Below are 24834 nucleotides of genomic sequence, written 5' to 3'. Positions count from 1 at the left end.
AGCCATGCCCCGGAAGGGGGCGACGATGCCTGACATCCAGATACTGGACAATGACATATGGGCGACACGGGTTCCCCATTCCGAGTTCAAGATGCTTCGCGCCCACGACCCTGTCGCATGGTTTGACGAGCCGGATGGGAACTCTGGTTTCTGGGCCGTCACGCGTCTCGATGACCTCGTGGCGGTTCACCGCGACCACCGAACCTTTTCCTCCCAAGTCGGGGGCACCGAACTTGAAGAACTCGAGAGGGATCCAGAGGCCCGCGAGGCACGACGGACAATGCTGGAAACCGACCCTCCCGAGCACACGAGAATCAGAAAGCTGGTCTCTCGCAGCTTCACCCGGCGAGCTATCGAAAAATGGGAGAGCACAGCTCGCACCCTCATCGCGGAGACCATCGACGAGGCCCTTGCCGAAGGCAAGGTCGACTTCGTCGACGCAGTCGCTCGACGCCTCCCGATTCAGATGATCAGCAAACTGCTCGGTGTGCCCGACCGGGATGCCGAAGAACTGTTCCACTGGGCCGACTCAGTCGTCTACCACGCTGATCCCGACTTCTCAGACGTGTTGTACGACAAGGACGACACGGACCCCTACCGGCTGCTCCCGTTTCGAAGTCCCAACTCACTGAAAGTCTTCGAATACGCCCAGCAGCTTGCCGCCGAAAAGACAAGGAGACCCGAATCTGACGTGGTCTCGATGCTCGCGGGCTCCGACGCCTTGACTCCCGGGGAGTTCCAGACCTTTTTCCTCTTGTTGGTCATCGCAGGAAATGAGACCACTCGCCACAGCCTCAGCCACGGCGCCCTGGCTCTGGCCGAATTTCCGGACCAACTGCACCGGCTACGAGAAAACCCCAACCTGATTGACACGGCGTCAGAGGAAATCCTTCGATGGGCCTGCCCCCAGATCCATTTCAGGAGAACCGCTACCTGCGACACAACCCTGACGGGAGTACCTATCTCCGCCGGGGACAAGGTCGTTACCTGGTACATCTCGGCCAACTACGACGAGAGCGCCTTCACTGACCCATTCACGCTTGACCTGGGAAGAGATCCCAATCCACACGTGACTTTTGGGGGTGGAGGCCCGCATATCTGTCTCGGCGCCTGGTTGGCCAGGTTGGAAGTGAGGGTCTTCCTAGACGAGGTCGCAAAGCGCATCGACCGCATCCACCTCGTGGGCGATCCAGAGCGAATCCGTTCGAACTTCATCAATGGCTTGAAGTACCTGCCGCTCGAACTGGAGGAGTCTCGCTGACTGCCGTCAACTACCTCCACCGAAGACCAGGCGTTCCGCAGCCGCGACAAGTTCGCCAATGGAATCCTCGTCTGCCGTGCCAAAGACATAGCGATCTGGGCGGATGAGGACTGCTGCCTGTCCAGCGAGGAGGAGATCAAGGTCGCCGTCTAGATCAACCAGATCGTCAACAAGGACCGTTTCACACCAGTTCCCTGCCTGATGAGGCACCCGGGACAGTAAATACCAGTCCGAGCCGCCAACATCGTCGAGCAGCGCCGGTGACCCATTGGCCAGGACCCTTGGTTGCCGTGCCTGATGTCCGATTCTGTCGTCAGGCCCTGAAGAGAAGACCCCCTCCGTTAGCGGCGGAAGACGCGACCACCGCTCCGTGTCGTTCACATCAGGAGCGGGAAACGCTGTGATCTGTCCTGAGACGATGCGCCCGGCTTCGATCGACATGGCTATGCATCTCTCTACATGGCTACGACGCTCCATTTCGTAGCTCTCCAGGATTTCCTCGGGAGCCGCGTGCTGGAGGACCGACTTCAATTTCCAGGCGAGATTGGCGGCATCACGAATTCCTGAACACATCCCTTGGCCGATGAACGGCGGCATCTGATGAGCCGCGTCGCCAGCCAGAAAAACACGGCCATCCCGCCAGCTTTCAGCCACGACTGCGTGGAACCGGTAGGCGGCGGCTCGAACGATTTCCCCGCCATCCCCGGGAAGCCATGGTCGGAGTAGTTCGCGAACTCTTCGATGGTCTTCGAACTCTTCGTGGCTCTCACCGTCCATGAGCTGAAACTCCCAGCGGTGATGGCCATGAGCGGAAGGCACGTAGGTCGCCGGCCTACCCGCATCACAAACCTGCTGGATCACCGAAGGTAGGCCGACATCGCCGTCAAGCATCAGATCCACTACAAGCCAGTACTGGTCGAAGCCCCAGTCCGCCAGACCGATACCCAGGTTGCGGCGGGTGTTGCTCGAGGCTCCGTCGCAGGCAACGACGAACTGCGCATCGACGGAATCCAGGTCGGTTACCTCTGAACCAAGGAACAACTCGACCTCAGGGAATCTCTCGAGGCCTTCACGAAGAACGCGATCTAGTTGCGGCTGTTGAAATACGTAGTCCTCGAACCACCCGAGTATCGGCGACCTCTCAAAGTCCTCGTAGGTGAAGAGCCTCTCCCCTGCGGAGTCGACGAACTCCATCCCTCGGCTTGGTTCAACGAGTTGTTCTACCTGGTCCGAAAGGCCCGCACCCTGGAAGATCCTCATGATCTCCGCGTCCAGATGACAGGCCCGAGGAAGCGGATATTCATCCATAGCGGCCTCGTGGACTGCTGTCTCCACTCCGGCTTGTCCTAGAAGGTTCGCCAGTAGAGCGCCGACCGGCCCACAACCGATTATTGCGACCTGCGGCACGTCCCTAGTGGGCTAGGTCCGGTACTGCGTCATGCCAACAAGTCGTCCCCCATGTGACTGCGAGCAGGGTGCAATCAGATCCGTCCATCGCCCCATGCCAGTGGGCCTCACCTGGTGGGGCAACGACGAGGTGGCCAGGGTTGATCGTGACTGCTCCATCGGCAGACGTTCCTACACGGGCTTCACCGGATACGACAAAAAGCAGTTGCCCACCGGGATGATGGTGCCAGTTGGTCACCGCTCCAGAGTGGAAATGGACCAGAGCTGTGTCAGGTTCCTGATCGTCTGCTGTCGCATTGAGCATCTCTAGTTCGACATGCCCGGTGAACAACCCCCCGTAGCTGCTGTCTCGGTCACCACCGGTCACGACGATCATGAAGGATCTCCGGCAACAAATCGATTTCGGATCGTCCCGATCCCCTCGATGGCGGCCTCGACTACCTGACCGTCTTGCAGGTAGGTGGGGGGATCCATCGAATCGCCGACGCCACCAGTTGTTCCCGTAAAGATCAAGTCGCCCACTTCTAGCGTGACGTACCGGGACAGCCATTCGATCAGAACCGGTACAGAAAAGATGAAGTCACCGGTTCTTGCCTGCTGGCGAAGTTCGCCATCGACGGTCAGAGATATTTCGAGGTCGTCGCGATTCGGAAGATCGTCTGGGGTAACAAGGACCGGGCCAATGGGTCCGAATCGGTCATAGCTCTTTGCCATGGAGAACTGCCGAATTGGAGGCCGGAACTGCTCGTTTCGGTCGCTCACATCGTTGCCTACCGTCAGCCCAGCGATGTGATCCCAAGCCGCTGATCTCGGAATCCGGATGCCGCTACGGCCAATGGCTAGGACGAGTTCAACCTCATAATCGACCATCTCTAGGTCATGCATAAACACATCGTCGTGCGGACCCGTGATGCAAGTGGAAAATTTGACCATCACATGCGGTTCGGTCGGAATGGCCTTGTTCGCCTCCTCTGCATGGCTTCGGTAGTTGATCGCAATGGCAATGATCTTTCCGGGTCTTGGCACCGGTGGTCCTAGGTCGGACTCGTCGATCTCCTGAGCCTCACCATCCGGTTGAACCTGGGCCAGCAGGGGATGATTCCTGAGATCAACGAGTTCCATCGGGTCACTCGAGATCTCTCCAGCGGTTGCCGACTCGACGTCGACTATCCGACCGTCGATGATCAGCGACCCTCGTCCTTCCACATTTGCTATTTGCACGAACTTCCTACCTAATCCGGTTTGTGAGTCGTCTACTTCTGGGCGGTCCAGCCACTGACAGGCTTTTCGAACCACATGTGCACCTGGCCAGTCCCGGCTGCTGATTCGTACTCCGAATACCGAAAGCCGGCCGCACTGCAAGCACTCCCACCGATTGCCCCGACCATCATCAGGTAATGGCCAAAGAAGCCCTCGGGGGCATGCCTTCTGTATTCCGGCTGGTACTCAATCACTTGACGGTGGTCTCCTTGCTCCCACCATCGAAGCACCTTCTCATCGGCTTCGCGGGCTTCCGGAGTCCGAATGTTGTCGAGGGAAGCCGATTCATGGTCGGCGAACTCCATCAAAGGCCAGAAGCGGTGGCTCAATCCCCCAGAGGCGAGCAGAACAACGCGCCGGTCGGACATGTCGATCGCCTGAGCCAAGAGGTTGCCAAAGAGCAGGAAATCCTCTGGAGTCGCCGTTTGGCAGACCCCAACCGACATCCACCTTTCGTCGCCCTGAAGAAACCCGAGAAGATTAATCGTCGGGTAATGAACCGGCAGGTAGGGATCGTCGCTAGCCAGGACTCTGGTGTCATCTCGAGCGGACGCTAGGGAATCGACCAAGAGGGCTAGGTCAGGATCGCCGGGCATGTCGTAGGGGACCTGGGACATCCCCCGAGGCAACTCGTCGGATGTGAACTTGCCTGCCCGTCGCTCGTGAGAGGTGACCACGTGCTCCACGGTCGTGAACCAGTGCGTATCGAATACGACAACGGTGTCGGGCTTCACGCGATCTAGGCACTCTGTACGCAGCCGATGAAGCCCCTCCACGAGTGAGAAGTCGTTGCCATCATTGAGTTCCCGCCGGAGAGCTTCCGGCATGACTATGGGTGGGACATGTGAGACAACGGCTGCACCGACGATCTCACCCATGGTCGAGACCTCGGTTGGTGATTATTGGCGAAGGCTGCATGTCGTCAACCCTAATCATTTGGGACCAAATGATTCAACCTGGGGGTGCGTCCGCCAGGCCGTCTAGGACGGAGGCCACCTCGTCAACGTCTGTGGTCGGGTTGATGAAGCAGAACCGGAGCATGGAACGATCCTCCCACCGTGTAGGCACGCAGAGGACGTTTCCCGCCCGGGCGTGATAGTCCGACCAGGCCTCGTAGTCGGCCGACTCCCACCCCACCCGTTCGAATAACACCACCGAGAGGTCGGGTTCCATGACAAGGCGGAGGTGGGGCCGGGACCGGATCTCGTCGGCCACCGCCCGTGTGGTGGCTAGCACTGTCTCCACCGCATCCCGATATCGGTCAGTGCCGTAGGTGGCCAGCGAGAACCAGAACGGTAGGCCCCGGGCTCGCCGGGTGAGGTGCACCGCGAAGTCGGCCGGATTCCACACCGTCCGGTCGACGCCCTCGAGGTAATTAGCAAATTGGGAGTGGGCCGCCGCCCCGTGTTCGGGTTCGCGGTACACCAGCGCGCAACAGTCGTAGGGAGCGAACAACCACTTATGAGGATCGACCACAAACGAGTCGGCGTGCTCCATGCCGGCGAACAGGGGCGCCACCGACGGCGCCACCATCGCCGCTGCCCCGTAGGCACCGTCCACGTGCAACCACAGTCCATTGGCCCGGCACACCTCGGCCACCCCGGCGATGTCATCAACCACCCCGGCGTTGGTGGTCCCTGACGACACCACCACCGCGAACAAGCCCTCGGCCACTGGATCGGGGCCGAGAGTGGCCAGCACCTCCGCGAGGGCGGTGCCGGTCATGCGCCCCCGCTCGTCTCCGGGCACGGCCAGCACCTCGCAGTCCATGACGGTCGCGGCGGCCCGGACCGAACTATGGGCGTCGCCGGTGGCCGCGAACCGCCACCGAGGCGGTGCTGCCCCGGCAAGACGCGTCCGGGCCCGCTCCCGACTGGCCACCAACGCGCTCAGGTTTCCCATGGTCGCCCCCGACACGAAACACCCGCCGGCGCTGGCCGGCCAACCGGCCAGCGAAGCTAGCCAGGCCAGAGCCTGATTCTCCGCGGCGATGGCGCCCGCTCCAGCCTCCCACGTGCCGGCGAACATCTCGGCCGCGCTGACAGCCAGGTCGAATACCAGGGCCGCCTCAGTGGGGGCGGCGGGCACGAAGGCCAGGTTCATCGGGTTGTCCTGGGCTCGGGTAGCCGGGACCACCACCTGGGTGAACAGGCGTAACGCCTCGTGACCGCCGATGCCATCGGGCACCAAAGTGTCACCGAGTGCCGCATCCAACTCGGTGGACGGTCGAGCCCGAGCCTGGGGATTTTGGCCACCGGTGATCCTGCGCCAACTCCAGTCCATGACCGACCGGAGCAGCTGCTCATCATGCGGCCAGAACCGCGCACCGGTCATCGCTTATCGAGGGCTGCAGTGGTCTGAAGAATCTTGCGTAGAAGTCGGGCCAGCGTCGCCATCTCGTCGTCCGTGAGATCGCCGGTAACCAAGGCCTCCTCACGATTGAAGGCGGGCATGACCTCTTCGACCACCTTGTTCCCGGCGGGAGTGAGAATCACTTCAACACGGCGCCGATCCTCGGGTACTGCCCTCCGCTCGGCAAAGCCCTTCCGTTCGAGTGTGTCGAGCACCCCAGTAAGTGTGCCGCCAGAGATCCCAGCCTCACCTGCCAGCCGACGCGACTCCTGAGAGCCCCAGATGCGCAACACGAATAACACCGTGAATGCGCTCCACGAGAGTTGGTGCCGGCGAAGCACGTCGCGCTCCATGTGATTTCGAACAGCAGTCGCTGTGCGAAACACATTGGAGACGGCAGCCAGTGACAGCAGGTCGAGGTCGAGTTCCGCCATGCGATCGCGAATCAGCCGCTCGGCCTCAACAAGTTCGTCGTCGCCTGCAGCAAAGGCCCGGGGCATATGTGGACACTACTATTTGGAACCGAACAATCTCCCAGACGGATTTCTTGCCGGAACTGCCCGCTGGGCATACTTCGGGTTGGTGGCACACCGAGACTCCGACAAAAGAGACGAGCGAGGCTAAGTAATGGGAACAGAGGAATATCAAAGGATCCGAGTTCTGTGGCCAGACCACCTGAACCTGGCCCGCGGCAAATACCTGCCTGCCCGTCTCGCAGAGCGGGGCACCCGACATTGTCTCAGCGTCTTCTCTCTGGGCTACGACCGAGATATGGGACCTACGCCCGGAACGGGATTCCTCGAGGGAATGCCTGACATGGAATGCCACTTCGACGTTTCAGAGACAAGGCCAAGCTGGGAAGACGGCGTTGGTGTCGTCGTCGGCGACTTGGAACGAAACGGCGAGCCCGTGCCCCTGGCGCCGAGAACCGTGCTTCGCAATGCAGTCGGCGCCTGGGAGTTGATGGGCTTCAAGCCGAAGGTGGGAATCGAGCTTGAGGCCTACATCTTGGAACCGGACCCCAGCGGAGGATGGCGCCCCTACAACGCACCTGGCTCAATGGTCTACGGCACTGGCGTGCGTACTGACCCAGAAGGAATCATGCGGGCGATCGATGACACCGGCGAGCGATTGGGCTTCCGGATCGAATCAATAAATGGTGAATTCGACATGGGCCAATTTGAAATGACCCTCGAGTTCGATGACGCGATGCGATGCGCAGATGAGGTGTTCCTTTTTAGAGCAATGGCAATGGAGGTAGCGGCCCAGAAAGGGCACCTCCTTACCTTCATGCCGAGACCAATTGTGGAGTACGGAGGTAATGGCCTGCACGTCAACTTGAGCCTGGAGGACAGTTCCGGAAACAACGCGATGCTGGATCCTTCCACTCCTGATGGACTTTCAACGCTAGCCAAACGCTGCATAGCCGGACAGTTGCACCACATGCCAGCGATGGCGGCGCTATGCGCTCCAATAGCCAACTCCTACAAGCGCCTAAGGCCTGGCCAGATTTCTGGTTATTGGAAGAACTGGGGCTACGACCACCGCAGCGCCACGGTACGGGTCAATCCGGAACGCGACGCATCAACGCGCCTCGAAAACCGTATGCCCGACGGTGCCGCTAGCACCCATTCGGCGATAGCGGCAGTCCTTACCGCATCGCGCCTGGGTGTGGAAGCCAGCCTTTCTTGCCCAGACGCTGAAACCGGAGACGCGTTGGAGACTGCGTCGACCACAGAGCACACACCCGACCACCTGGGTGCTGCCATCGAGGCCCTCCGCGCTGACACGGTGTTCACAGCCGCGATTGGCCCAGAGATGGTCGACCAATACCTCGTCATCAAGGAAACCGAGTGGGGCAAGTACCTGGCGGCGAATGGTAGTTGGGAAGAGACGACCGATCGCTTTACGGAATGGGAGGCACAGACCTACCTCCCCTACCTCTAGCAGCAAGGAATCTGTGTCCTCTCTTGAACATCGGTGATGTCAATCGACCTGAAGGAACTGGAGCTTGTCATGAGCAGAGACAGAGTGATCTTCGTTACCGGAGGTGCGTCTGGGATCGGCAGGGCCGTCGCGAAACGACTCGCAAGTGAGGGTTCCGCCGTTGTAGTGGCCGACAGGGACATAGAAGGCGGTACTGAGACTTGCGAATTGATCGCTTCAGAGGGAGGGCGCGCGATCTTCCAGAAGTTGGACGTCCGAGATCGAGGCTCAATACGGTCCGCTGCAGACGACGCAACCGGCCAGTTGGGAGGAATCACCGGACTCGTGAACTGCGCCGGCCTCGTCACGATGACCTCTCTGGCCGATCTGTCCGAAGAAGAGTGGGACCTGGTCGTCGATGTGAACCTCAAGGGAACTTGGCTTGTCACCCAAGAGGTGGCGAGAGATATCGAAGCCGCTGGCGGCGGAGCAATCGTGAATATCTCCACCGTTGAGGCCGAAGTGGTGGTGTCAACGGCCGGCTACTGCCAAGTCCACTACAACGCGTCAAAGGGTGGAGTGAAGATGCTCACCAAAGCCCTTGCGGTCGAGTTGGCCAAGTCTTCAATTCGAGTAAACGCCGTCGCTCCCGGGCCGGTCGCCACTGACTTCGTGTCCCTGGAGGGCATCACCTCACCCGAGACGCTCGAAGCGCTAAAGGGAAGACTGCTAATCCCAAGAATCGGTCAACCTGAAGACATCGCCTCGGCGGTGTCATTCCTCCTCTCCGACGAATCGTCGTGGATAACCGGAGTGCACCTTCCGGTAGACGGAGGCTGGCTAACCCGTTAGGCCACTGGTGAGCTTCGGGGAAACACCGCAGAACTCTCCCCACCGAGGACCTGACGACGTCAGCCAAAGCTGGAAGCGGCAACCCAACAGCAACCTCACCCCATGAGTCCGGTTGGACCGATTCCCTGCCATTTCGGCATCGACTCCGGACCGGATCTACTGCGGGAGAAAACCTCCTCTTCCTTGGGGAAGTTTCATGTCCAGTACCCGAGAAGCCACGACGGTCCGCAGGATCTGTGCCGTTCCGCCACCGATCGTGAACATCCGCACATCTCGGCAAATCCGCTCCATCGGGCCGTTGCGCGAGTATCCGGCAGCCCCGAACAACTGCAGGGCGTCATTGGCAACTCCGATACAAGTTTCGGATGCGAAGACCTTGGCTTGGGCCGCCATGGCTGGATCGGGGAACGGACTGGTATCGGGGCCCCGAGAGGTAGCTGCCCGCCAGATCAAGCTCCGCGCTGCCTCCAGCCGAATAGCCATGTCGGCCACCATCCATTGCAAGCCTTGGAACTCAGCGATCGGTCGGCCGAACTGTTCTCTCTTCTTCAAGTAGGCCACCGAGCGGTCGTGAGCACCGGCGGCAAGGCCAAGAGCCACTGTGGCGGCGCCCACACGCTGACTGTTGTAGGCATTCATGAGTTCGGCAAATCCCCGTCCAAAGCCAGACGGGGGAACGAGCACCATGGCGGAGTCCACCTCCATGTCCTGAAGCAAGATCTCCGTCTCCGGGATACCTCGCAGGCCCATAGTCGGTTCTCGGCTTCCAATGACGAGACCTGGGTTCTCGTCCCGAATGGCCAGAAAGCCGCCAATCCCTTCCTCGTTCCCGTCCTCGTCGAAGACCCGGGCAAACACGAGGTGGAGGCGCGACACGCCTCCGCCGGTAATCCAGTGCTTCTTCCCATTGAGGACGTAGCGGTTGCCTCGCCGATCAGCTCGGGTGGTCATCTCGGAGGCTGCGCTACCGGCCTCAGGCTCGGTTATGCAGATCGCCGGCTTGTCCCCGGCTAACACCAGTTCTGCAGCCAAACGCTTCTGGTCCTCGGTTCCATAGGCCATGACCGCCGAGATGGCCCCCATATTTGCCTCCACCGCGATACGTCCCGTCACGCCGCATTCCCGAGCCATCTCCTCCACCACAAGCACGGCATCAAGAAACGAAAGGCCCAGACCGCCGTAGGCCACCGGGACTGTCATGCCCATGAATCCCTCCTTGCGAAGGGCCTCAACCACATCCCAGGGGTAAGCCTCGGTCCGGTCCACTTCAGCTGCCCGGGGGGCGGCGACCTCGACGGCCAGTTCCCGGGCACGGGCCCGGAGGGCCTCTTGATCAGCGGTCAGGTGCCAACTCACGATCCAGTCTCCTCTCGGCGGTCAATGGCCGCCCAACGCTCTACCACTTCGGATACCGACAGCTCGCCCAAAACCGCACCAAGCCTGCGGATGACGCCCGGAGTTTCCAGCAGGCGGGGCACTACACCCGGGACACGCACCGGTCCGACCGTCGGATGCTCCACCGTGACAACCGAGTCCCGTGCTGCCACCTGAGGGTGGGCCAGGTACGCGTCTACCGCCTGGACTAGTCCCACCGGCACGGCCGCTGACTCGCAACCGGCCACCACGTCGTCCACCGGGGTAACGGCCACCCAGTCGCCGACCACCATGTTGACCAGTTCACGGTTGGCAATGCGAGCGGTGTTGGTGGCGAACCGCTCATCGTCGAGCAAGTCGATCCGACCCATGACCTCAGCCAGACCATCGAACATGCGATCGTTGGTGCAGGCAATCGTCAGCCACCGCCCGTCGTTTGTCCGGTAGTTGCTGTGTGGCACGGACCGGTGAGTCTCAGGCCCCATTCGCTCACGCCCAAGTCCCGTCGCCGCGTAGACCGGAACCAACTCATCAAGGATGCGGGCGATCCCGTCGTAAAGGGCGATATCGACCAGTTGGCCACGCCCGGTGGCCTCCCTGGACCGAATAGCCAATAGGACCCCGAGAGCCCCGTAGAGGCCGGCTAGGTAGTCGGCCAGTCCCGAAGACCCAGAAAGGACGGGCGGCCCGTCCACCTCGCCGGTGAGGTGGGACATGCCTGTGAACGACTCGGCGATCCGAGCGACACCGGCGGTGGTGGCCAACGGGCCGGTGCGGCCATAGCCACTAACCGACAACTGGATTAGACGCGGGTTCCTCTCACGGAGCGACTCAAAGCCAAGGCCCCAGCGCTCCATGGTCCCGGTCCGAAAGTTCTCGACCAGAACGTCGGCCCGATCCACCATCGACCGGAAAGACTCGGCCCCCTCGGAACTCCGCAAGTCAAGCTCGACGCTCTCCTTGTTGCGGGTATCGCTCAGCCACCACCAAGTATCGCCATCGGGGCCCACTGTGCCAAGGCGCCGCATGGGGTCACCCACGGTGGGTTGCTCGACTTTGATGACGTCGGCACCAAACTCTCCGAGCACTGAAGCCGCGAACGGCCCGGCCAGGATGGTCGCCGCATCGACGACGCGAACCCCATCCAGCGGTCGCATCGGAACACCGCCCGACAGATCGCTCACCGGGCGCCCAGTAACTCGACGGTAAGACTCTGGATCCCGTTCACGAAGTTGGATGACACCATCTCCGGCTCGCCGACCACCCGCATTGACAGGTCGCGCCGCATTACCTCGGCTACCAGCTCGACCAACTCGATCCGGGCAAGCGACGCACCGAGGCAGAAGTGGGCCCCACCACCACCGAAGGCCACGTGCCCGGGTACCCGGGGCCTACCAACCTCGAAGTCCAGCGGGTCGTCAAAGTGAGCCTCGTCGAAGTTGGCGCTGGCATACCACATGACCACTTTGTCCCCAGCCCGGACCTCGGTGCCGGCGAGGACGGTGTCAACAGTGGCTGTACGCCGGAAGTAGAGAATCGGTGAAGCGTGGCGAACCACTTCCTCGGCCGCTCCCTCTAAAAGGCCCTCATCGCTCCGCACGCGGTCGAACTGGCCGGCATGGTCCGCCAGGTGGAGGGCGAGATGGGCCATAGCAGACCGGGTTGTCTCGTTTCCGGCGAAGATCATCAATTGGAAGAACCGGGCGTACTCGGTCTCGCTCAGTCGCTCACCGTCGACCTCCGCATGTGCCAGCTGGGTGAGTAGGTCGTCGGTGGGGTTGGCCAGACGGTCGCGCCGCGCGCGACGGGCGTACTCCTCGACACCGAACGCCGCTGGACTATTGAATGGCAACTCGCGCAACGGCCTGGTGTTGCCGTACGCACCTGGATCCAACTCGGCTGACGACGTCCCCTCCACTAGGTGGTCCGTCATCTCGATCATCAGGTCTTGGTCGGCCTCGGGCACTCCCATAAGCGCACAGATCACCCCGATAGGAATCGGTGCGGCGACCTCAGCCACCCAGTCCCCACCACCGGCGGCCTCCAGGGCGTCGAGACGCGCACCGATCCGGCGCCTCACGTCGCCGACGTAGTTCTGGACGTGTTTTGGAGTGAATGCCGAACTGACGAGGCGTCGTAACCGGGTGTGGATGGGAGGGTCAAGGTCAATCATCGAGGCCCGAGCGTCGATGACGTCCTCGTCCACGTCGTAGATCTGAATGTGGCCGACCGCCGATGAAAAAGTCTGTGGATCGCGAGACACCGAGACGAGGTCGTCGAGGCGGGTCACCGACCAGAAGCCCGATCCCCACGGTCCGTCCGGGTTGCGTACGAGGCCGGAAGTGGCTCGCAGGTCGGCAAATGCCCCGTGGGGGATGCCGCGGTCGTAGGTTGCCGGATCGGCCAGATCCGGAAGGGTCACCGCGGTCATGATGGACTCTCCGTTATCGAAGGTTCTGCGAGATTCTGGGAGGCATCGGCCGTTCGAACGAACAGGTCGCGCTGGGCGTGGCTCCCACCCACCCGGTGGATGGACCCAGCCAACTTCCTAAAGACATCGGATGCCTCGGTATGACGCCCGCTCCGATGGTCACGAATCGCCACAGCCAGCGGCCTAACCACTTCGTCGAAGGTCCTGGCGTTCTCCGAAGTTTCGTCACGGTGGCAGCTGTCCAAGCCGACCCAGAACGCCTCGGCTCCCGGGTCATCAGGACAGGCCGCGAAGGCAAGAGCGGCATGGAGGTCCAAAAAGCCGGTGGTGTGCAACTGATTGTGCCTCCGCCACTTCGAGGTTAGTTCTGGCCACCGGTCGCCCACCTCGCACCCCGCCAACTCGAGACGCCAGAGCAGCGACGTGAGGTCAGTCAGGCCGAAGGCCCGGTCTGTGGTGGCCAGCCGGCCATCAACGAGGGCAAGGCACTCGTCGAATGCGCCACCGGCCAGCAGACGGAGGGCTAGGTGCCATTCCAGGTGGAGCGCCAAGTGGTCCCGCTCGATCCAGCCGGGCCTGGTCTCCCGCAAGAAAGCCACAGCCTCCTCCTGAAGGTTGCGGGTCTCGTACACGTGAGCGAGCGCATGAAGTGCCCAAACATCGACCGGGTCGACCTCTAGCGCGCAATGGCCAAACCACTCGGCCTCCTCGAGGCGGCCGACCTCCTCAAGGGCGAAGGCGTGTTGGCCGGCGGCCACCCCGTAACCGGGATCAGCAGGGGTAAGACGATCAAGAACAGCGGTCGACGCCCGGAGACGTCCCTCATCATCGCCGACATGGAGGTGGACGAAGTGGGCGAGCCGGGTGGCGACAACGTCGTGTGGATGTGCCTCGGCAACAGCCTCCCAACGGGCGGCCGAACGGGAGAACTCCCCCTTCACCAGGTCTGCCACGGCTGCGGCATGGTCGCGTTCGCGGACCGTCGCCCCCACACAACGACCGTGTAGTTCCCTGAGAGCATCCCGAACAGTGGGTGACCGAGGATCATCTCCTCCCAGAACCGCACCGGCGAGAGTCACGATCAGGCCCATCACGAACGCCTCATCCCGGGCCGTGAGTTCCGTCAAACGCACGTCGGGATCACCCCGATGATCAAGGACCTCGCTGATCGCCAAGTCCCACTCGAGCACGGTCGCTGGATCTTCGACGGTCACCTTCTGGCCGAACCGGTCAAGCACGCCTCCCGTCCCGACTACCACGGTCACGCCTGCATCCTGTGAAGCTTCATGCGCCATGCGGCTCAGCGATCGAGATCGCCGAGCTCGGGCACCTGTCCGCCACCTCAAGTGCCCGGACCCGAGGCAGACCGGCACTATCCACTACTCGAGAGATCGCGTCCTCGTCGCCCAGCTGGAACACCTCGGGCTCCAAAAGTTCACACTGGCCGATTCCGATGCACCGGTCCTCGTCGACGATCAGGCTCACCTGGTCATCACCCTCGGTCCGAACCTGCATTACGCCACCGCCAGGTCGACCGAGGCCACGCCGTGGACGAAGTTTGAGGCGATTCGCTCCGGCTCACCCCGACGCTCGAGCGACACCCCCCTCTTCACCATCTCCTCCAAGAGCACCTGAATCTCCATCCGAGCGAGAAAGGCGCCAAGGCAGAAATGGGGGCCACCTCCACCGAAGGCGAAATGTGGGTTGTCAGTTCGGGCTACGTCGAATTGGAAGGGGTCGCAGAATGCATCCGGATCCCGGTTGGCCGCCGCGTACCACATGACAACCTTGTCGCCCGCGGCGATCGGGGTTCCCGCCAACTCTGTGTCCCGGCTAGCCGTCCGGCGCATGTGCAGGACCGGTGTGGACCACCGAATCACCTCGTCGACCGCCGTCGTCACCACGAGGCCAGGGTCGGAGACCATTGCCTCCCACTGTTCAGGGTGGTCGGCGAAGGCCATGCCCCCGTGGACGATGGCCGTCCGGGTGGTCTCATTACCGGCGAAAACCAGAAGTTGGAAGAAGTTCCTGTACTCGGCCGGCGTAAGGCGCTCACCGTCAGCCTCGGCCTGCACCAGTCCGGTTACCAGGTCGTCGGCTGGCTCAGCAAGGCGCAGTCCACGCATCTTCTCTCCGTACTCGAAGAGAGCATGGCTGGCTGGGCTGTTGAACGGAAGAAGGCGAACCGGCGTGACATTGCCATAGGCATCATCCGGTAGGGACGGGCGATCGCCCGTCCCCTCCACCAAGTGATCGGTGAGCTCCACTAGGTAGTCAGCGTCCTCTTCAGGTACCCCAAGGATGGCCAGAATCACCCGAATAGGGAGCGGTGCTGCCACCAGATCCACCCAATCACCACCACCTCGTTCGACAAACCCGTCGACCAATTCGGTGGCAATACGGCGGGTCGTGTCCTCCCACGACCGGGTGGCCTTCGGAGTGAACACCCGAGACACGACTCGTCGCAGACGGGTGTGATCGGGAGCATCGGAATCAATCAGCGACCGACGGGCCTCAAGCGCATCAGCCTCCAGGTCCCAGAGGTTGGTATGGCCGATCGCCGAGGAAAAGACCTCTGGGTTTTTTGACACCTCACGCACCTCGGCATGACGCGTGACAGCCCAGAAGCCACTGGCATCGGTAGCACCATAGGAGTGCCACACCAGGCCCTCAGTCTCCCGGATTGCCGTAAATCCGGCGTGCGGAATGCCATCCAAGTAGACCGCCGGGTTGGCGATGTCAGCCGGGCTAGCCGGTCGATCCACCATCGCTTCCACCATCGTCGTAATCCTCCGCTCTGCCCGCTCAGCTGAACTCGAGGTACCGGGCACGTTCCCAGTCATTGACTTCGTCGGGATCGGGGTTGTTCTCGGCGACCAAGCGTTCCTCCTCGCGAGCCAAGCTCACGAAGCTGCGCGAGAACTCTTCGCCCAGCATCGACGCCAAGCCGCTGCCCTCGAAGGCCTCTATAGAGCCTGTGAGATCAGTGGCTAGCGGTGCACAGTCGCCCGGTTCCGTGTACATGTCGCCCTCGGACATGGGCGGCAACTCCAGCGAGCGTTCAATGCCATCGCAGCCAGCGGCCAGGATCCCGGCGATCAGCAGGTACGGGTTGGCATCGGCTCCCGCCGAGCGGAACTCGACCCGGTTCGCGGCTGATCCGGCCTCCACGATGCAACGTGCCAGAACGGTCCGATTGTCCAGCCCCCAATGCACGTGGGTGGGAGCAAACGTATACGGCCGAATTCGTCGAGGTCCGTTGGCAGTCGGCCCTCCCAGCAACGTGAGTGCTGGGGCATGCTCGAGGATGCCGGCCACCCACCGGCCCATGAGATCGTTGGGTGCACCAGCACTATCAGCAAAGGCATTGCCCCCGTCGTCGGACCGGAGGCTGGTATGGACGTGGAGCCCGGAGCCCGATTCCTCAGTGAACGGCTTGGGCATGAACGTGGCCCGCATCCCGTGCTGCTCAGCCACCTGCTTGACGATGGAACGGTAGAGAATGCAGTCCTCGGCGGCCCGCATCGCGTCGGCTGGACCATGGTTGACCTCAATCTGGCTGGGTCCATACTCCTGGTTGGACGATTCAACAGCCAGACCGGCACCAGCTAGGCCGGAACGCATGGCGGCCAGCACCTGCTCCAAGTCAGGGGCATCGGTCAGCGAGCTGTACTTGATGTGGGGCCGCACCGGCACCCACGTGCCGTCGTCGGCAATCGTGCACATGTAGAACTCAGGCTCGGTGGCGACCACCGGATCCAAACCGAGGGCACGACACCGCTCGATCTGGGCAGCGAGCACAGCCCGGGGCGCAAGCACGTGTGGTTCGCCGTGTTCGTCGAAACTGTCGCAAAACACCAAGGCATAACCGGGACGGTGGGTCAAGAGGCGGGCCGACGCCGGGTCAGGGACGATCCGGGTGTCGAGAAAGCCGTTGTCCATATTGACTATCTCGTGGTCGATCAACTCGTCGCACACGTTGAGGATGAACACAGCATCGGCGATCGAGGCGCCACTCTCCTCCACCTCGGCGAAATAGCGGTCCACGGGCACGCGCTTGCCCCGTAAGTGGCCATAGGTGTCGCCGATGGCCACTTCTACAGTGTGAATGTCGGCCTCTTCGCATCTGGTTCGAAAGGCATCATTGGTCATCTCGATCATCGGTCTTCCCTCGGTATCTCAGTGGTCAAGAGTCTGGTCATCGGATCGGATCGAGGACGAGGCGGCCCCGCACATCGCCGGTCCGGAGGCGGTTATGAGCCTCCTGGGCCTGGGACAGGCCGAGGACCTCTACGTCCTGCACGACCGAAGGCTCACGTCGGGCGAGGACCAGGAGTTCATCCATCTGGGCCCGCGAGCCCCAAAAGCTGGAGAGGAACCGGGCTTCATGGGGCACCGCACCGAGGCCGAACGGGATACGCCCACCGAACAAGCCAACGACAGCTACGAGGCCCTGCCGACGGACCGAGGCGCCAGCCAAGACCATTGTCGAATCCGCGCCGAGGAAGTCGAGAACCACGTCGGCGGTCCCCGGGTCGTCGAGGGGACCGCACGATGAGTGGGCTCCCACCTGCAGCGCCGTCGCCTGCTTGGCCGGGTCCAAGTCGACGGCCACCACCTCGGCATCGGTGAGTAAGCGCAGGAAGCGGATGGCGTACTGGCCAAGACCACCAGCGCCGATGACCATGGCCCGTGGCGGCTCGCCACGGCCCTGACCCCTGTCGCGCAGCGTCGATAGTCCATGATCGACGGCCCGGTAGGCGGTCAAGCCTCCGCAGGCCAGGGGCGCTGCGGCGTAAGGATCGAGGCCTTCCAACGGAGACAGATAGCTCTCGTCAGGCACCCGCATCCGCTCGGCGTACCCGCCGTCTGTGAACAAGCCAGCCTCAGTGGCGTCCGCACAGATCTGCTCAAGCCCATCGGAACACTGCGGGCACGACCGGCAACCCCATGGGGCATAGAGCATGACCGAGCCAAGGCGTTCGTGGACGCCGGTGACCTCATGTCCCAGAACCATGGGCAGCGGGCTGGGGAAATCTCCATCGACCACGTGCAGATCGCTATGACAGACGCCGCAGGCAGTGACGGAGAACGTGGTACCGCCCGGAGCTGCCACGGGCTCCGGGTGGTTCTCGACCAGGCGCAAGTCGGCACCCACCCCATCGCAAACCACGGCACGCATCAGTAGCTCCTCGGCATACCCAGAACCTTCTCGCCAAGAAAGGTGAGGACCAAGTTGTTGCTGATGGGGGCGACCTTGTAGAGCCGAGTTTCCCGCAGCTTGCGTTCGATGTCGTATTCGACAGCGAAGCCGAACCCACCGTGAGTGTCCAAGGCCGCATTGCCTGCTGACCACGATGCTTCTGAAGCCAGCAGTTTGGCCATGTTTGCCTCGGCCGCGCAGGGCTGACCGGCGTCGAACAACTCGGCTGCTCGATAGCGCATGAGGTCGGCGGCCTGCAGGTCGGCGTATGCCCGGGCAAGAGGGAACTGCACGCCCTGATTGGCGCCGATGGGACGACCGAATACCACCCGTTCCGAGGCGTAGGCGGAGGCCCGTTCAAGGAAGAACCTGCCGTCACCAATGCACTCCGCTGCGATCAAGATTCGCTCAGCGTTCATACCATCAAGCACGTGGCGGAACCCCATCCCCTCGGTCCCGACGAGGGCATCAGCGGGGAGCACCACTTCGTCGAAGAACACCTCCGTGGTGCTGTGGTTCATCATCGTGGGAATCGGATTGATGGTGAGTCCCGGGACGAGGTCGCCGGCGGCGTCACGCATCTCTACGAGGAACACCGACAGCCCATCAGTGTGGCGTTCACACTCGCTGGACGGTGTAGTCCGAGCCAGCAACAGCATCAGGTCAGAATGGAGCGCCCGACTGGTCCAGATCTTCTGTCCGTTCACCTGCCACGTGTCACCGTCACGTACGGCACGGGTCCGAATACTGCCAGTGTCGGACCCTGCTGCCGGCTCAGTGACGCCGAAGGCCTGGAGCCGTAGTTCGCCCGAGGCGATCCGGGGTAGATATCGCCGCTTCTGTTCCTCGGATCCGTGGCGCAGCAGGGTGCCCATGACGTACATCTGGGCATGGCAGGCAGCTGGGTTGCCGCCGCTGGCCGAAACTTCCTCGAGGACCACCGAGGCGCCGGTGAGGTCAAGGCCGCCACCGCCGTATTCCTCGGGGATGAGGGCCCCCAACCAGCCGTGAGCGGTCAGGTCAGCGACAAACTCCTCCGGGTACCGGTCGGGTTCAAGGCCGCGCCAATAGTCACACCCGTATCGATCGGCCAAGCGTTGAACTTCGATGCGTATGAGGTCCAGGTCGTCGCGGCCGACCGGTTGGGCACCGGCTATCACGGCATCGTCTCCCTGATGTCGTCGCCAAAGAAACCACGGGCCGCCAACTGGGCAGCAGCGGCCTCGCCACTGGCCTGCAGGTGGCTCTCCATGGCCCGCCGGGCGCCATCGGCGTCGCCACTGGCGATGGCCTCCAAGATCGCCGCATGGTGTTGAACCGCCGTGTGATTCCAGCCGTCCGCGAACTCGTAGTAGCTGGAGGGCACCGAGTGCTCAAGATGGCGCAGCAACCAGCGGGTCCGACCCGGTGCCGTCAGGTTGATGATCCGATGAAAGTCATGGTTCAGCTGCTGAAGGTCGTCTGGTCCGAGTTCGGATCCAGCGTCGAGGAAGCGGGTGTGAACCTTGCGGAGTTCCGAGAGCCCCTCCTCGTCGATGGTCTCCGCTGCCAGGGCGGCTGCCCTCCCGGACACCACGCCGAACAGGGCGTAGTGGTCGATGATGTCCTCCGGCGATAGGTCAGCCACTGAGGCCCCGCGGCGGGGCGTCAACTCGACGAGGCCTTCACGGCCGAGAACTACCAGCGCTTCGCGAATGGGGCTTCGGCTAACCCCTAGGGCCTCACTGACCGCCTGCTGGTCGATTTTCTCCCCGGACCGAATGGTGCCGGTCAGGATGAGCTCCCGTACGTAGTCCACGACCTCCTCTCCAAGGACGCCCCGACGTCTGGAGGCCGGCGTCCGCTGGGGATACCGTGGCTCACGCCCATCACCTTTCGGCTCCATGTACTCCTCCCCGTCGCCCCCGGATGGTGGAATATCGCCACTCAGGATACTTTGAATACATTATTCATTTCTAACTGGCCAAACAACGCGAAGGAGCGTCCGTGCCACCACGACCGTTGATCGGAATCACGGGGAGGCGCAAGAAAGGCGACCAGTTGGTGGGGAACCTGGACGTACTGGCTGATTTCTCCGTCGACCTCTACTACGCCGATTACGGGCGGGGTGTCCTCGAGGCTGGTGGGCTACCGATCCACATCCCCCTTGACGTCGACCCGGCCGAACTCGTCCCTCGCCTCGATGGCGTACTGCTAACCGGTGGAGCCGACGTCAACCCCCAAAGGTATGGCCATGAGTCATCGACTGACGCGTTCCCTCCAGAACCACTGCGCGACGAACACGAGTGCGCTGTGCTGGACGCCGCCTACAACGACCGCATACCGGTGGCCGGCATCTGCAGGGGCCTTCAGATCGTCAACATCCACGCCGGTGGCACCCTTCATCAGGATGTTCCCAGTCACGCCGGATTCGATTCGCCAGTCACGACCGAGTGGCACGACGTGACGTTCGACGACGACACCGTCCTCGGTGGCATCTACGGCCCTTACCTCCCGGTCAATTCACTGCATCATCAGACCGTGGACGAGGTGGGAAGAGACTTGCGAGTCACAGCACGCTCCGGCGATGACTCTGTCGAAGGCCTCGAGCATGAGAATCTGCCCGTAGTTGCCGTTCAGTGGCACCCCGAGATGCTCCCAACCCGGGCGGGCGACCCTCTCTTCGCCTGGCTGGTTTCGGAAGCCTCCCACCTGCGCTAACGAGGGACCCTTCCACGTCTGGAATTGTGGACGTCGCCCTAGCGGGACCTCAGGTCTCTGCGGAACTTCCAAGATAGGCGGCCTGGACAACCGGGTCTGCCTGCACTTCGGCTGCCGATCCGACAGCTATGACCTGGCCACGATCCAAGCAGGTGATGCGGTCGCAGATCCCGGTGATGAAATTGAGATCGTGGTCGATGACCACCACACCGGCACCCACCACCCCAGCCATCCGCCGAACCTGATCGACCATAACTAGCGATTCGGCGTCACTCATGCCCGACGTTGGCTCATCCAACAGGAGAAAGGACGGAGCCATGGCGACGGCTCGCGCCAACTCCAAGCGCCGTGATGTGCCGTAGTCCAACTCTCGGGCTCGGCGATCACGGACGTCCCACAAGCCAGCGACCAGCAGCAGGCCATCGATGTCCGGAGGTAGGCGATGTTGCCGAGTGGACGAAGCCACAAGGGCAGACACTTCGATATTTTCCCGAACGGTCAGGGCGCCAAATAGGCGCAAATTCTGGAAGGTCCTCACCAGACCCCTCCGAGCGATCTGGTGGGATGGCATGCCGGTGAGATCGACTTCACCCAACTCAACGCGGCCCGTGTCCGATCCAACCAGTCCGGTGACCACATTCAGCAAGGTGGTCTTGCCAGCACCGTTGGGTCCGATGACTCCGACGACCTCGGTTCGGCCCACTTCAAGGCCCACCTCGTCGAGCGCCTGGAAGCCTCCGAAAGAAACGCCGACCCCCTTGACGACGAGAACGTCCGTATCGTCGGGCTCTACCTCCGATGGGAGTTCCGGTCGAGTCCCATCTTGAGGGTCCTCGCGTCGACTCCGCCACCTATCCAGACGTGCGTGCAACCAGCGGTCGAGATCCCAATCGTCCAACAGGCCCGACGGTCGCCAGATCATGAAACCAAGCATGGCTACGCCGAGGAATACCGTCTTCAGATTCTCTCGGAAGATCCAGTCCAACGGCGCGCTGTCCAGACCAATGCCGAAGAACTCGAAGCCGTCCTGACCTAAACGCCGCGCTAACTCCCGACCTGCGGTGATGACCGCCACCCCCAGCAGGGCGCCGCTCACGCTTCGGCGCCCCCCGACGATGAGCATGACCAGGGTTACCAGAGTGAGATTGAAGAAGAAGTCGCGGGGCAGGATCGAACCCCTCTCGTAAACCCGGAGCCCGGCCCCCATTCCGACTACCGCTACGGACAACAGGAGGGCCACCATCTGCTGAACGAGCGGGTTCACTCCCATGGCGCGGGCCGCGAGGTCATCCTCTCGGGCAGCCACGGCTAGACGACCGCCCCGACTCCGGGCATAGAGAAGAGCGGAAAGAATGGCAGCGAGGAGCGCCAGGTACAGAGGCGCTCGGGAATCAAGTCCCCCACCGATACGGAACGAAAGGCCAGCCCGATCGCCCCCGGTCAGGTCAGGCCAGTTCCGGGCAACCTCGTGGGTCACGAAGAGCAGAGCCAGAGTAATGACAGTGGCCGACACGGCGCCGGACTCGGCGCCAGAGCGGGCTAGGCCAAGGCCGACAACTAGCGCCACGATCAGGACTACCACGAGGGCCAGACCCATGCTCGTCCAGGGTCCTAGGTGCACATCCGCTAAGCCGAACGGAGCGTCAGCGACCCGCTTGGCTTTCTCGACTGGCGAAATCGCCATCAGCGCAAAGGCATATCCAGCGATGGCCCCAAAGCCGATATGACCAAAGGACAGGATCCCCGTGTTCCCGACGTAGATCTGCAGCCCTAGGACGAGGACAGCATCGATAAGAGCCAAGGTGACCAGTCGCTCTTGACCCCCCAACTGGCCTTGGTACAGAAGGCCGGCACCCACAAAGAGGCCAAAAAGGATCAGCCCGGCGGCAACCGGTAGCAGTACGTCACGGCGCAGGTCGGGAAACATCAGACTCGTTCAGCGTGGTCGACCGAGACCAGGCCCTGGGGTCGGAAGATGAATAGAAGAGCGATGAGTAGGAAGACCACGCCCTCGGTAAGACTGGCTATCGAGTCGGGCAGACGCGACCGCAGGAGCACTTCGGCCATACCCAGGGCAAAGCCCCCGACGACGGCACCCCGGAGACTTCCTAGCCCCCCGATCAGTGCCGCTAGCACGCCTTTCAGCATCGGGTCGATACCCGCGCTGGGCACGGTGCTACCGGCTCGCATCAGCCAGAAAACACTGGCGATACCCGCCAGGAGTCCCGATAGAGCGAAGGCGCCACGAATGACCGAGTCCGACCGGACCCCCATCAGCCGGGCAGTGTCGAAGTCGGCAGCGGCAGCTCGCAGAGAAAGCCCGAAGGTGGTCCGCTGCAGCACGAACGTGGTGCCGGCCAACGTGGCCAGAGTGATGGCGATAACCACCGTGTCGTATACCTCGACCCTTAAGGAACCGAGGGCGTAGGTGTCGGTAACCCAACCGGGTCGTGCAAACGTCTTGACTGAAGCGGATACGTAGAGCAAGAAAATGGCGAACACGACAAAGTGCACGCCAAACGAAGTGAGTAGGAGCGTGAACTGGTCGGCACCACGAACCCGACTGAAGGCCACCCGTTCGATGACCAATGACGTGAGTACCGAGACGACTATCACCAACGGAACAGTCAGGATCCACGACCAGCCAGCTTCGATCGCCCAAAACGCTGCATACCCCGAAACGGTGATTAGTTCACCGTGCGCAAAGTTCAGGAGGTGCATGACGCCGAAGATCACGGCGACCCCAAGAGCCAGCAGAGCGTAGATACTGCCTCTACCTAGGCCGTCGATCAGGTTCTGAAGGAGTTCAACCACCGCTCAGTTACCCACGAACATGTCGAAGAGTCGCTCATCGGATCGCAACTCGGCCCCAGTCCCCTCGGCAACCACCTGGCCGCTGCGTAACACGTATGCCCGGTCGGCCACCTCGAGCATTCTCGTCGCGTTCTGCTCGACTACCAGCAGCGTCCGACCTTGGTCGCGGAGCGCCTCGACAAGTTGGAAGACGGTATCTACAAGAATCGGAGCGAGGCCCAGCGACGGCTCGTCCATCATCAGCAGTCGTGGCCTCGACATCAGCGCCCTGCCAATGGCCAACTGCTGGGCCTCGCCGCCAGACAGGTAGCCAGCCGATGTCGTCCACTTGTCGCGAAGAACGGGAAATAGTTCAGCCATCTCGTTGAGTAGGTCGCCCCGATCCGTCGCCGGGATGGTGACGCCACCGATCCGCAAGTTCTCCTCCACGGTCAGGTCCACGAAGATGCGTCGACGCTCGGGCACCAGCGCCAGGCCCGCTCGCAACAACTCTTCCGGTGAGCGGCCGGTGACGTCCCGCCCGTCGAAGTCCACCCTCCCGGCCCGGGGCACCAACAGGCCGGCGATGGTGTTCAACAGCGTCGATTTGCCCGCGCCGTTGGGTCCGATGAGGCCAACGACCTCACCGGACCCGACGCTTAGGTTTGCATCCCGAAGTGCCGAGATCTCGCCATAGGCGGTCGTGAGACCCGACACCTCGAGCACGCCGATTCAGTCTCCGATGGTGGCGACGAGCACGTCTTCGCCGTTGACGATCCGGTTGATCGGAACTGCCTTGGGTGGAATGCCGTTAGTGCCGGCATAGCTGATCTCACCTGACAGGCCCTCAAAGCCCGAGATCTGCTTCACGGCTTCACCGATGCCCGCCGGGTCAGCACACCCGCAGTCCAAGATCCCCTGGATTCCCAGGAACATCGAGTCCACATAGAGCGGCATGAACCCGCGACTCTCCAACGCCTCGCCCTTGGCGGCTTCGTAGTCAGCCAGCAGCGTGTCCACCCGATCACCAGCGCTGATGCTGACGTGCGGCGTGTGAACAATGCCCTCGTTGTTCGCCTCGAACTGGATACCGGTGGCATCCAGGGCATCGGTTCCCGCGTAGGTCAGGCCGTCGAGGCCCTGACCTTCGAGCTGCCCGCGCAGAGCGGTCAACTGGAAGCCGAGAGCGGCCGAGAAGACGATCTCGTTGTTCTCGGAGATGCCAGCGATCTCGTTCACCTGCGCCGAGAAGTCGGTATCGGCTGCCCATACGTA

The 24834-nt window shown here is 62.2% G+C and carries 23 protein-coding genes; 4 read left to right on the top strand and 19 right to left on the bottom strand.

Annotation, left to right across the window (positions count from 1 at the left end; translation table 11 throughout):
* Positions 1 to 25: 25 nt before the first annotated feature.
* Entirely contained in the window at positions 26 to 1261 is a 1236-nt protein-coding gene (locus tag QF777_02350; protein ID MDP6910393.1) for a cytochrome P450, read from the top strand.
* Between the two features lie 6 nt (positions 1262 to 1267).
* On the opposite strand, the gene QF777_02345 is transcribed toward QF777_02350, so the two are convergent.
* The 5 genes from QF777_02345 to QF777_02325 all read right to left on the bottom strand — a co-directional run bounded on the left by QF777_02345 (position 1268) and on the right by QF777_02325 (position 6780).
* Positions 1268 to 2668 carry a bifunctional 3-(3-hydroxy-phenyl)propionate/3-hydroxycinnamic acid hydroxylase gene (locus QF777_02345; GenBank protein MDP6910392.1) on the bottom strand — a complete coding sequence of 467 codons (1401 nt, stop codon included), beginning with the start codon at positions 2666 to 2668 and terminating at the stop codon, positions 1268 to 1270.
* 372 nt (positions 2669 to 3040) lie between these two features.
* A complete protein-coding gene (locus tag QF777_02340; GenBank protein ID MDP6910391.1) occupies positions 3041 to 3889 on the bottom strand; it encodes a fumarylacetoacetate hydrolase family protein in 849 nt (282 codons plus the stop codon).
* A gap of 32 nt (positions 3890 to 3921) precedes the next feature.
* Positions 3922 to 4806 (bottom strand): hypothetical protein, encoded by an 885-nt coding sequence (locus tag QF777_02335; protein ID MDP6910390.1) that lies wholly within the window; start codon positions 4804 to 4806, stop codon positions 3922 to 3924.
* A gap of 73 nt (positions 4807 to 4879) precedes the next feature.
* Complete coding sequence (locus QF777_02330; protein MDP6910389.1) at positions 4880 to 6262, bottom strand: pyridoxal-dependent decarboxylase; 1383 nt, start codon at positions 6260 to 6262, stop codon at positions 4880 to 4882.
* Positions 6259 to 6780, bottom strand: coding sequence for a MarR family transcriptional regulator (locus QF777_02325; GenBank protein MDP6910388.1), 522 nt, complete (start codon positions 6778 to 6780; stop codon positions 6259 to 6261). The genes QF777_02330 and QF777_02325 overlap by 4 nt, the downstream gene beginning before the upstream one ends.
* A gap of 316 nt (positions 6781 to 7096) precedes the next feature.
* Here QF777_02325 and QF777_02320 point away from each other — a divergent pair, with 316 nt between their 5' ends.
* Entirely contained in the window at positions 7097 to 8227 is a 1131-nt protein-coding gene (locus QF777_02320; protein ID MDP6910387.1) for a glutamine synthetase family protein, read from the top strand.
* Between the two features lie 36 nt (positions 8228 to 8263).
* The gene (locus tag QF777_02315; protein MDP6910386.1) at positions 8264 to 9058 is read left to right on the top strand and encodes a glucose 1-dehydrogenase; all 795 of its coding nucleotides are present in this window, start codon (positions 8264 to 8266) and stop codon (positions 9056 to 9058) included.
* A 156-nt stretch (positions 9059 to 9214) separates the two neighbouring features.
* Here the strand turns inward: QF777_02315 and QF777_02310 are convergent, their stop codons facing one another.
* The 10 genes from QF777_02310 to QF777_02265 are packed head-to-tail and all read right to left on the bottom strand — an operon-like array spanning position 9215 to position 19864.
* On the bottom strand, positions 9215 to 10414 hold the full coding sequence (locus tag QF777_02310; protein ID MDP6910385.1) for an acyl-CoA dehydrogenase family protein: 1200 nt from the start codon (positions 10412 to 10414) through the stop codon (positions 9215 to 9217).
* The gene (locus tag QF777_02305) at positions 10411 to 11616 is read right to left on the bottom strand and encodes a CoA transferase (protein ID MDP6910384.1); all 1206 of its coding nucleotides are present in this window, start codon (positions 11614 to 11616) and stop codon (positions 10411 to 10413) included. The genes QF777_02310 and QF777_02305 overlap by 4 nt, the downstream gene beginning before the upstream one ends.
* The gene (locus tag QF777_02300) at positions 11613 to 12863 is read right to left on the bottom strand and encodes a cytochrome P450 (protein MDP6910383.1); all 1251 of its coding nucleotides are present in this window, start codon (positions 12861 to 12863) and stop codon (positions 11613 to 11615) included. Before QF777_02300 ends, QF777_02305 begins: the two co-directional genes overlap by 4 nt.
* On the bottom strand, positions 12860 to 14128 hold the full coding sequence (locus tag QF777_02295) for a hypothetical protein (protein ID MDP6910382.1): 1269 nt from the start codon (positions 14126 to 14128) through the stop codon (positions 12860 to 12862). Before QF777_02295 ends, QF777_02300 begins: the two co-directional genes overlap by 4 nt.
* 19 nt (positions 14129 to 14147) lie before the next feature.
* Entirely contained in the window at positions 14148 to 14348 is a 201-nt protein-coding gene (locus QF777_02290) for a ferredoxin (GenBank protein ID MDP6910381.1), read from the bottom strand.
* 29 nt (positions 14349 to 14377) lie between these two features.
* Positions 14378 to 15643 carry a cytochrome P450 gene (locus tag QF777_02285; GenBank protein MDP6910380.1) on the bottom strand — a complete coding sequence of 422 codons (1266 nt, stop codon included), beginning with the start codon at positions 15641 to 15643 and terminating at the stop codon, positions 14378 to 14380.
* 25 nt (positions 15644 to 15668) lie between these two features.
* Positions 15669 to 17024, bottom strand: a complete 1356-nt coding sequence (locus QF777_02280) for a glutamine synthetase family protein (protein MDP6910379.1) — start codon at positions 17022 to 17024, stop codon at positions 15669 to 15671.
* 37 nt (positions 17025 to 17061) lie between these two features.
* Positions 17062 to 18045 carry an alcohol dehydrogenase catalytic domain-containing protein gene (locus QF777_02275; protein MDP6910378.1) on the bottom strand — a complete coding sequence of 328 codons (984 nt, stop codon included), beginning with the start codon at positions 18043 to 18045 and terminating at the stop codon, positions 17062 to 17064.
* A complete protein-coding gene (locus tag QF777_02270; protein ID MDP6910377.1) occupies positions 18045 to 19226 on the bottom strand; it encodes an acyl-CoA dehydrogenase family protein in 1182 nt (393 codons plus the stop codon). Before QF777_02270 ends, QF777_02275 begins: the two co-directional genes overlap by 1 nt.
* Positions 19223 to 19864, bottom strand: a complete 642-nt coding sequence (locus tag QF777_02265; GenBank protein ID MDP6910376.1) for a GntR family transcriptional regulator — start codon at positions 19862 to 19864, stop codon at positions 19223 to 19225. The genes QF777_02270 and QF777_02265 overlap by 4 nt, the downstream gene beginning before the upstream one ends.
* Before the next feature lie 188 nt (positions 19865 to 20052).
* Here QF777_02265 and QF777_02260 point away from each other — a divergent pair, with 188 nt between their 5' ends.
* The gene (locus QF777_02260) at positions 20053 to 20766 is read left to right on the top strand and encodes a gamma-glutamyl-gamma-aminobutyrate hydrolase family protein (GenBank protein MDP6910375.1); all 714 of its coding nucleotides are present in this window, start codon (positions 20053 to 20055) and stop codon (positions 20764 to 20766) included.
* 49 nt (positions 20767 to 20815) lie between these two features.
* Here the strand turns inward: QF777_02260 and QF777_02255 are convergent, their stop codons facing one another.
* The 4 genes from QF777_02255 to QF777_02240 form a co-directional block, all read right to left on the bottom strand.
* Complete coding sequence (locus QF777_02255) at positions 20816 to 22693, bottom strand: ATP-binding cassette domain-containing protein (protein ID MDP6910374.1); 1878 nt, start codon at positions 22691 to 22693, stop codon at positions 20816 to 20818.
* Positions 22693 to 23580 (bottom strand): branched-chain amino acid ABC transporter permease, encoded by an 888-nt coding sequence (locus QF777_02250; GenBank protein ID MDP6910373.1) that lies wholly within the window; start codon positions 23578 to 23580, stop codon positions 22693 to 22695. Before QF777_02250 ends, QF777_02255 begins: the two co-directional genes overlap by 1 nt.
* Positions 23581 to 23583: 3 nt before the next feature.
* Entirely contained in the window at positions 23584 to 24285 is a 702-nt protein-coding gene (locus QF777_02245; GenBank protein ID MDP6910372.1) for an ABC transporter ATP-binding protein, read from the bottom strand.
* A 6-nt stretch (positions 24286 to 24291) separates the two neighbouring features.
* Positions 24292 to 24834: ABC transporter substrate-binding protein (locus tag QF777_02240; protein MDP6910371.1), on the bottom strand; the 543-nt coding region annotated here is incomplete at its 5' end.

Source organism: Acidimicrobiales bacterium (assembly GCA_030747595.1).
In the GTDB taxonomy this organism is placed as follows: domain Bacteria; phylum Actinomycetota; class Acidimicrobiia; order Acidimicrobiales; family MedAcidi-G1; genus UBA9410.
Note: the sequence above shows the minus strand (reverse complement) of the source record. Positions and strands in the feature narration are given on the sequence as shown.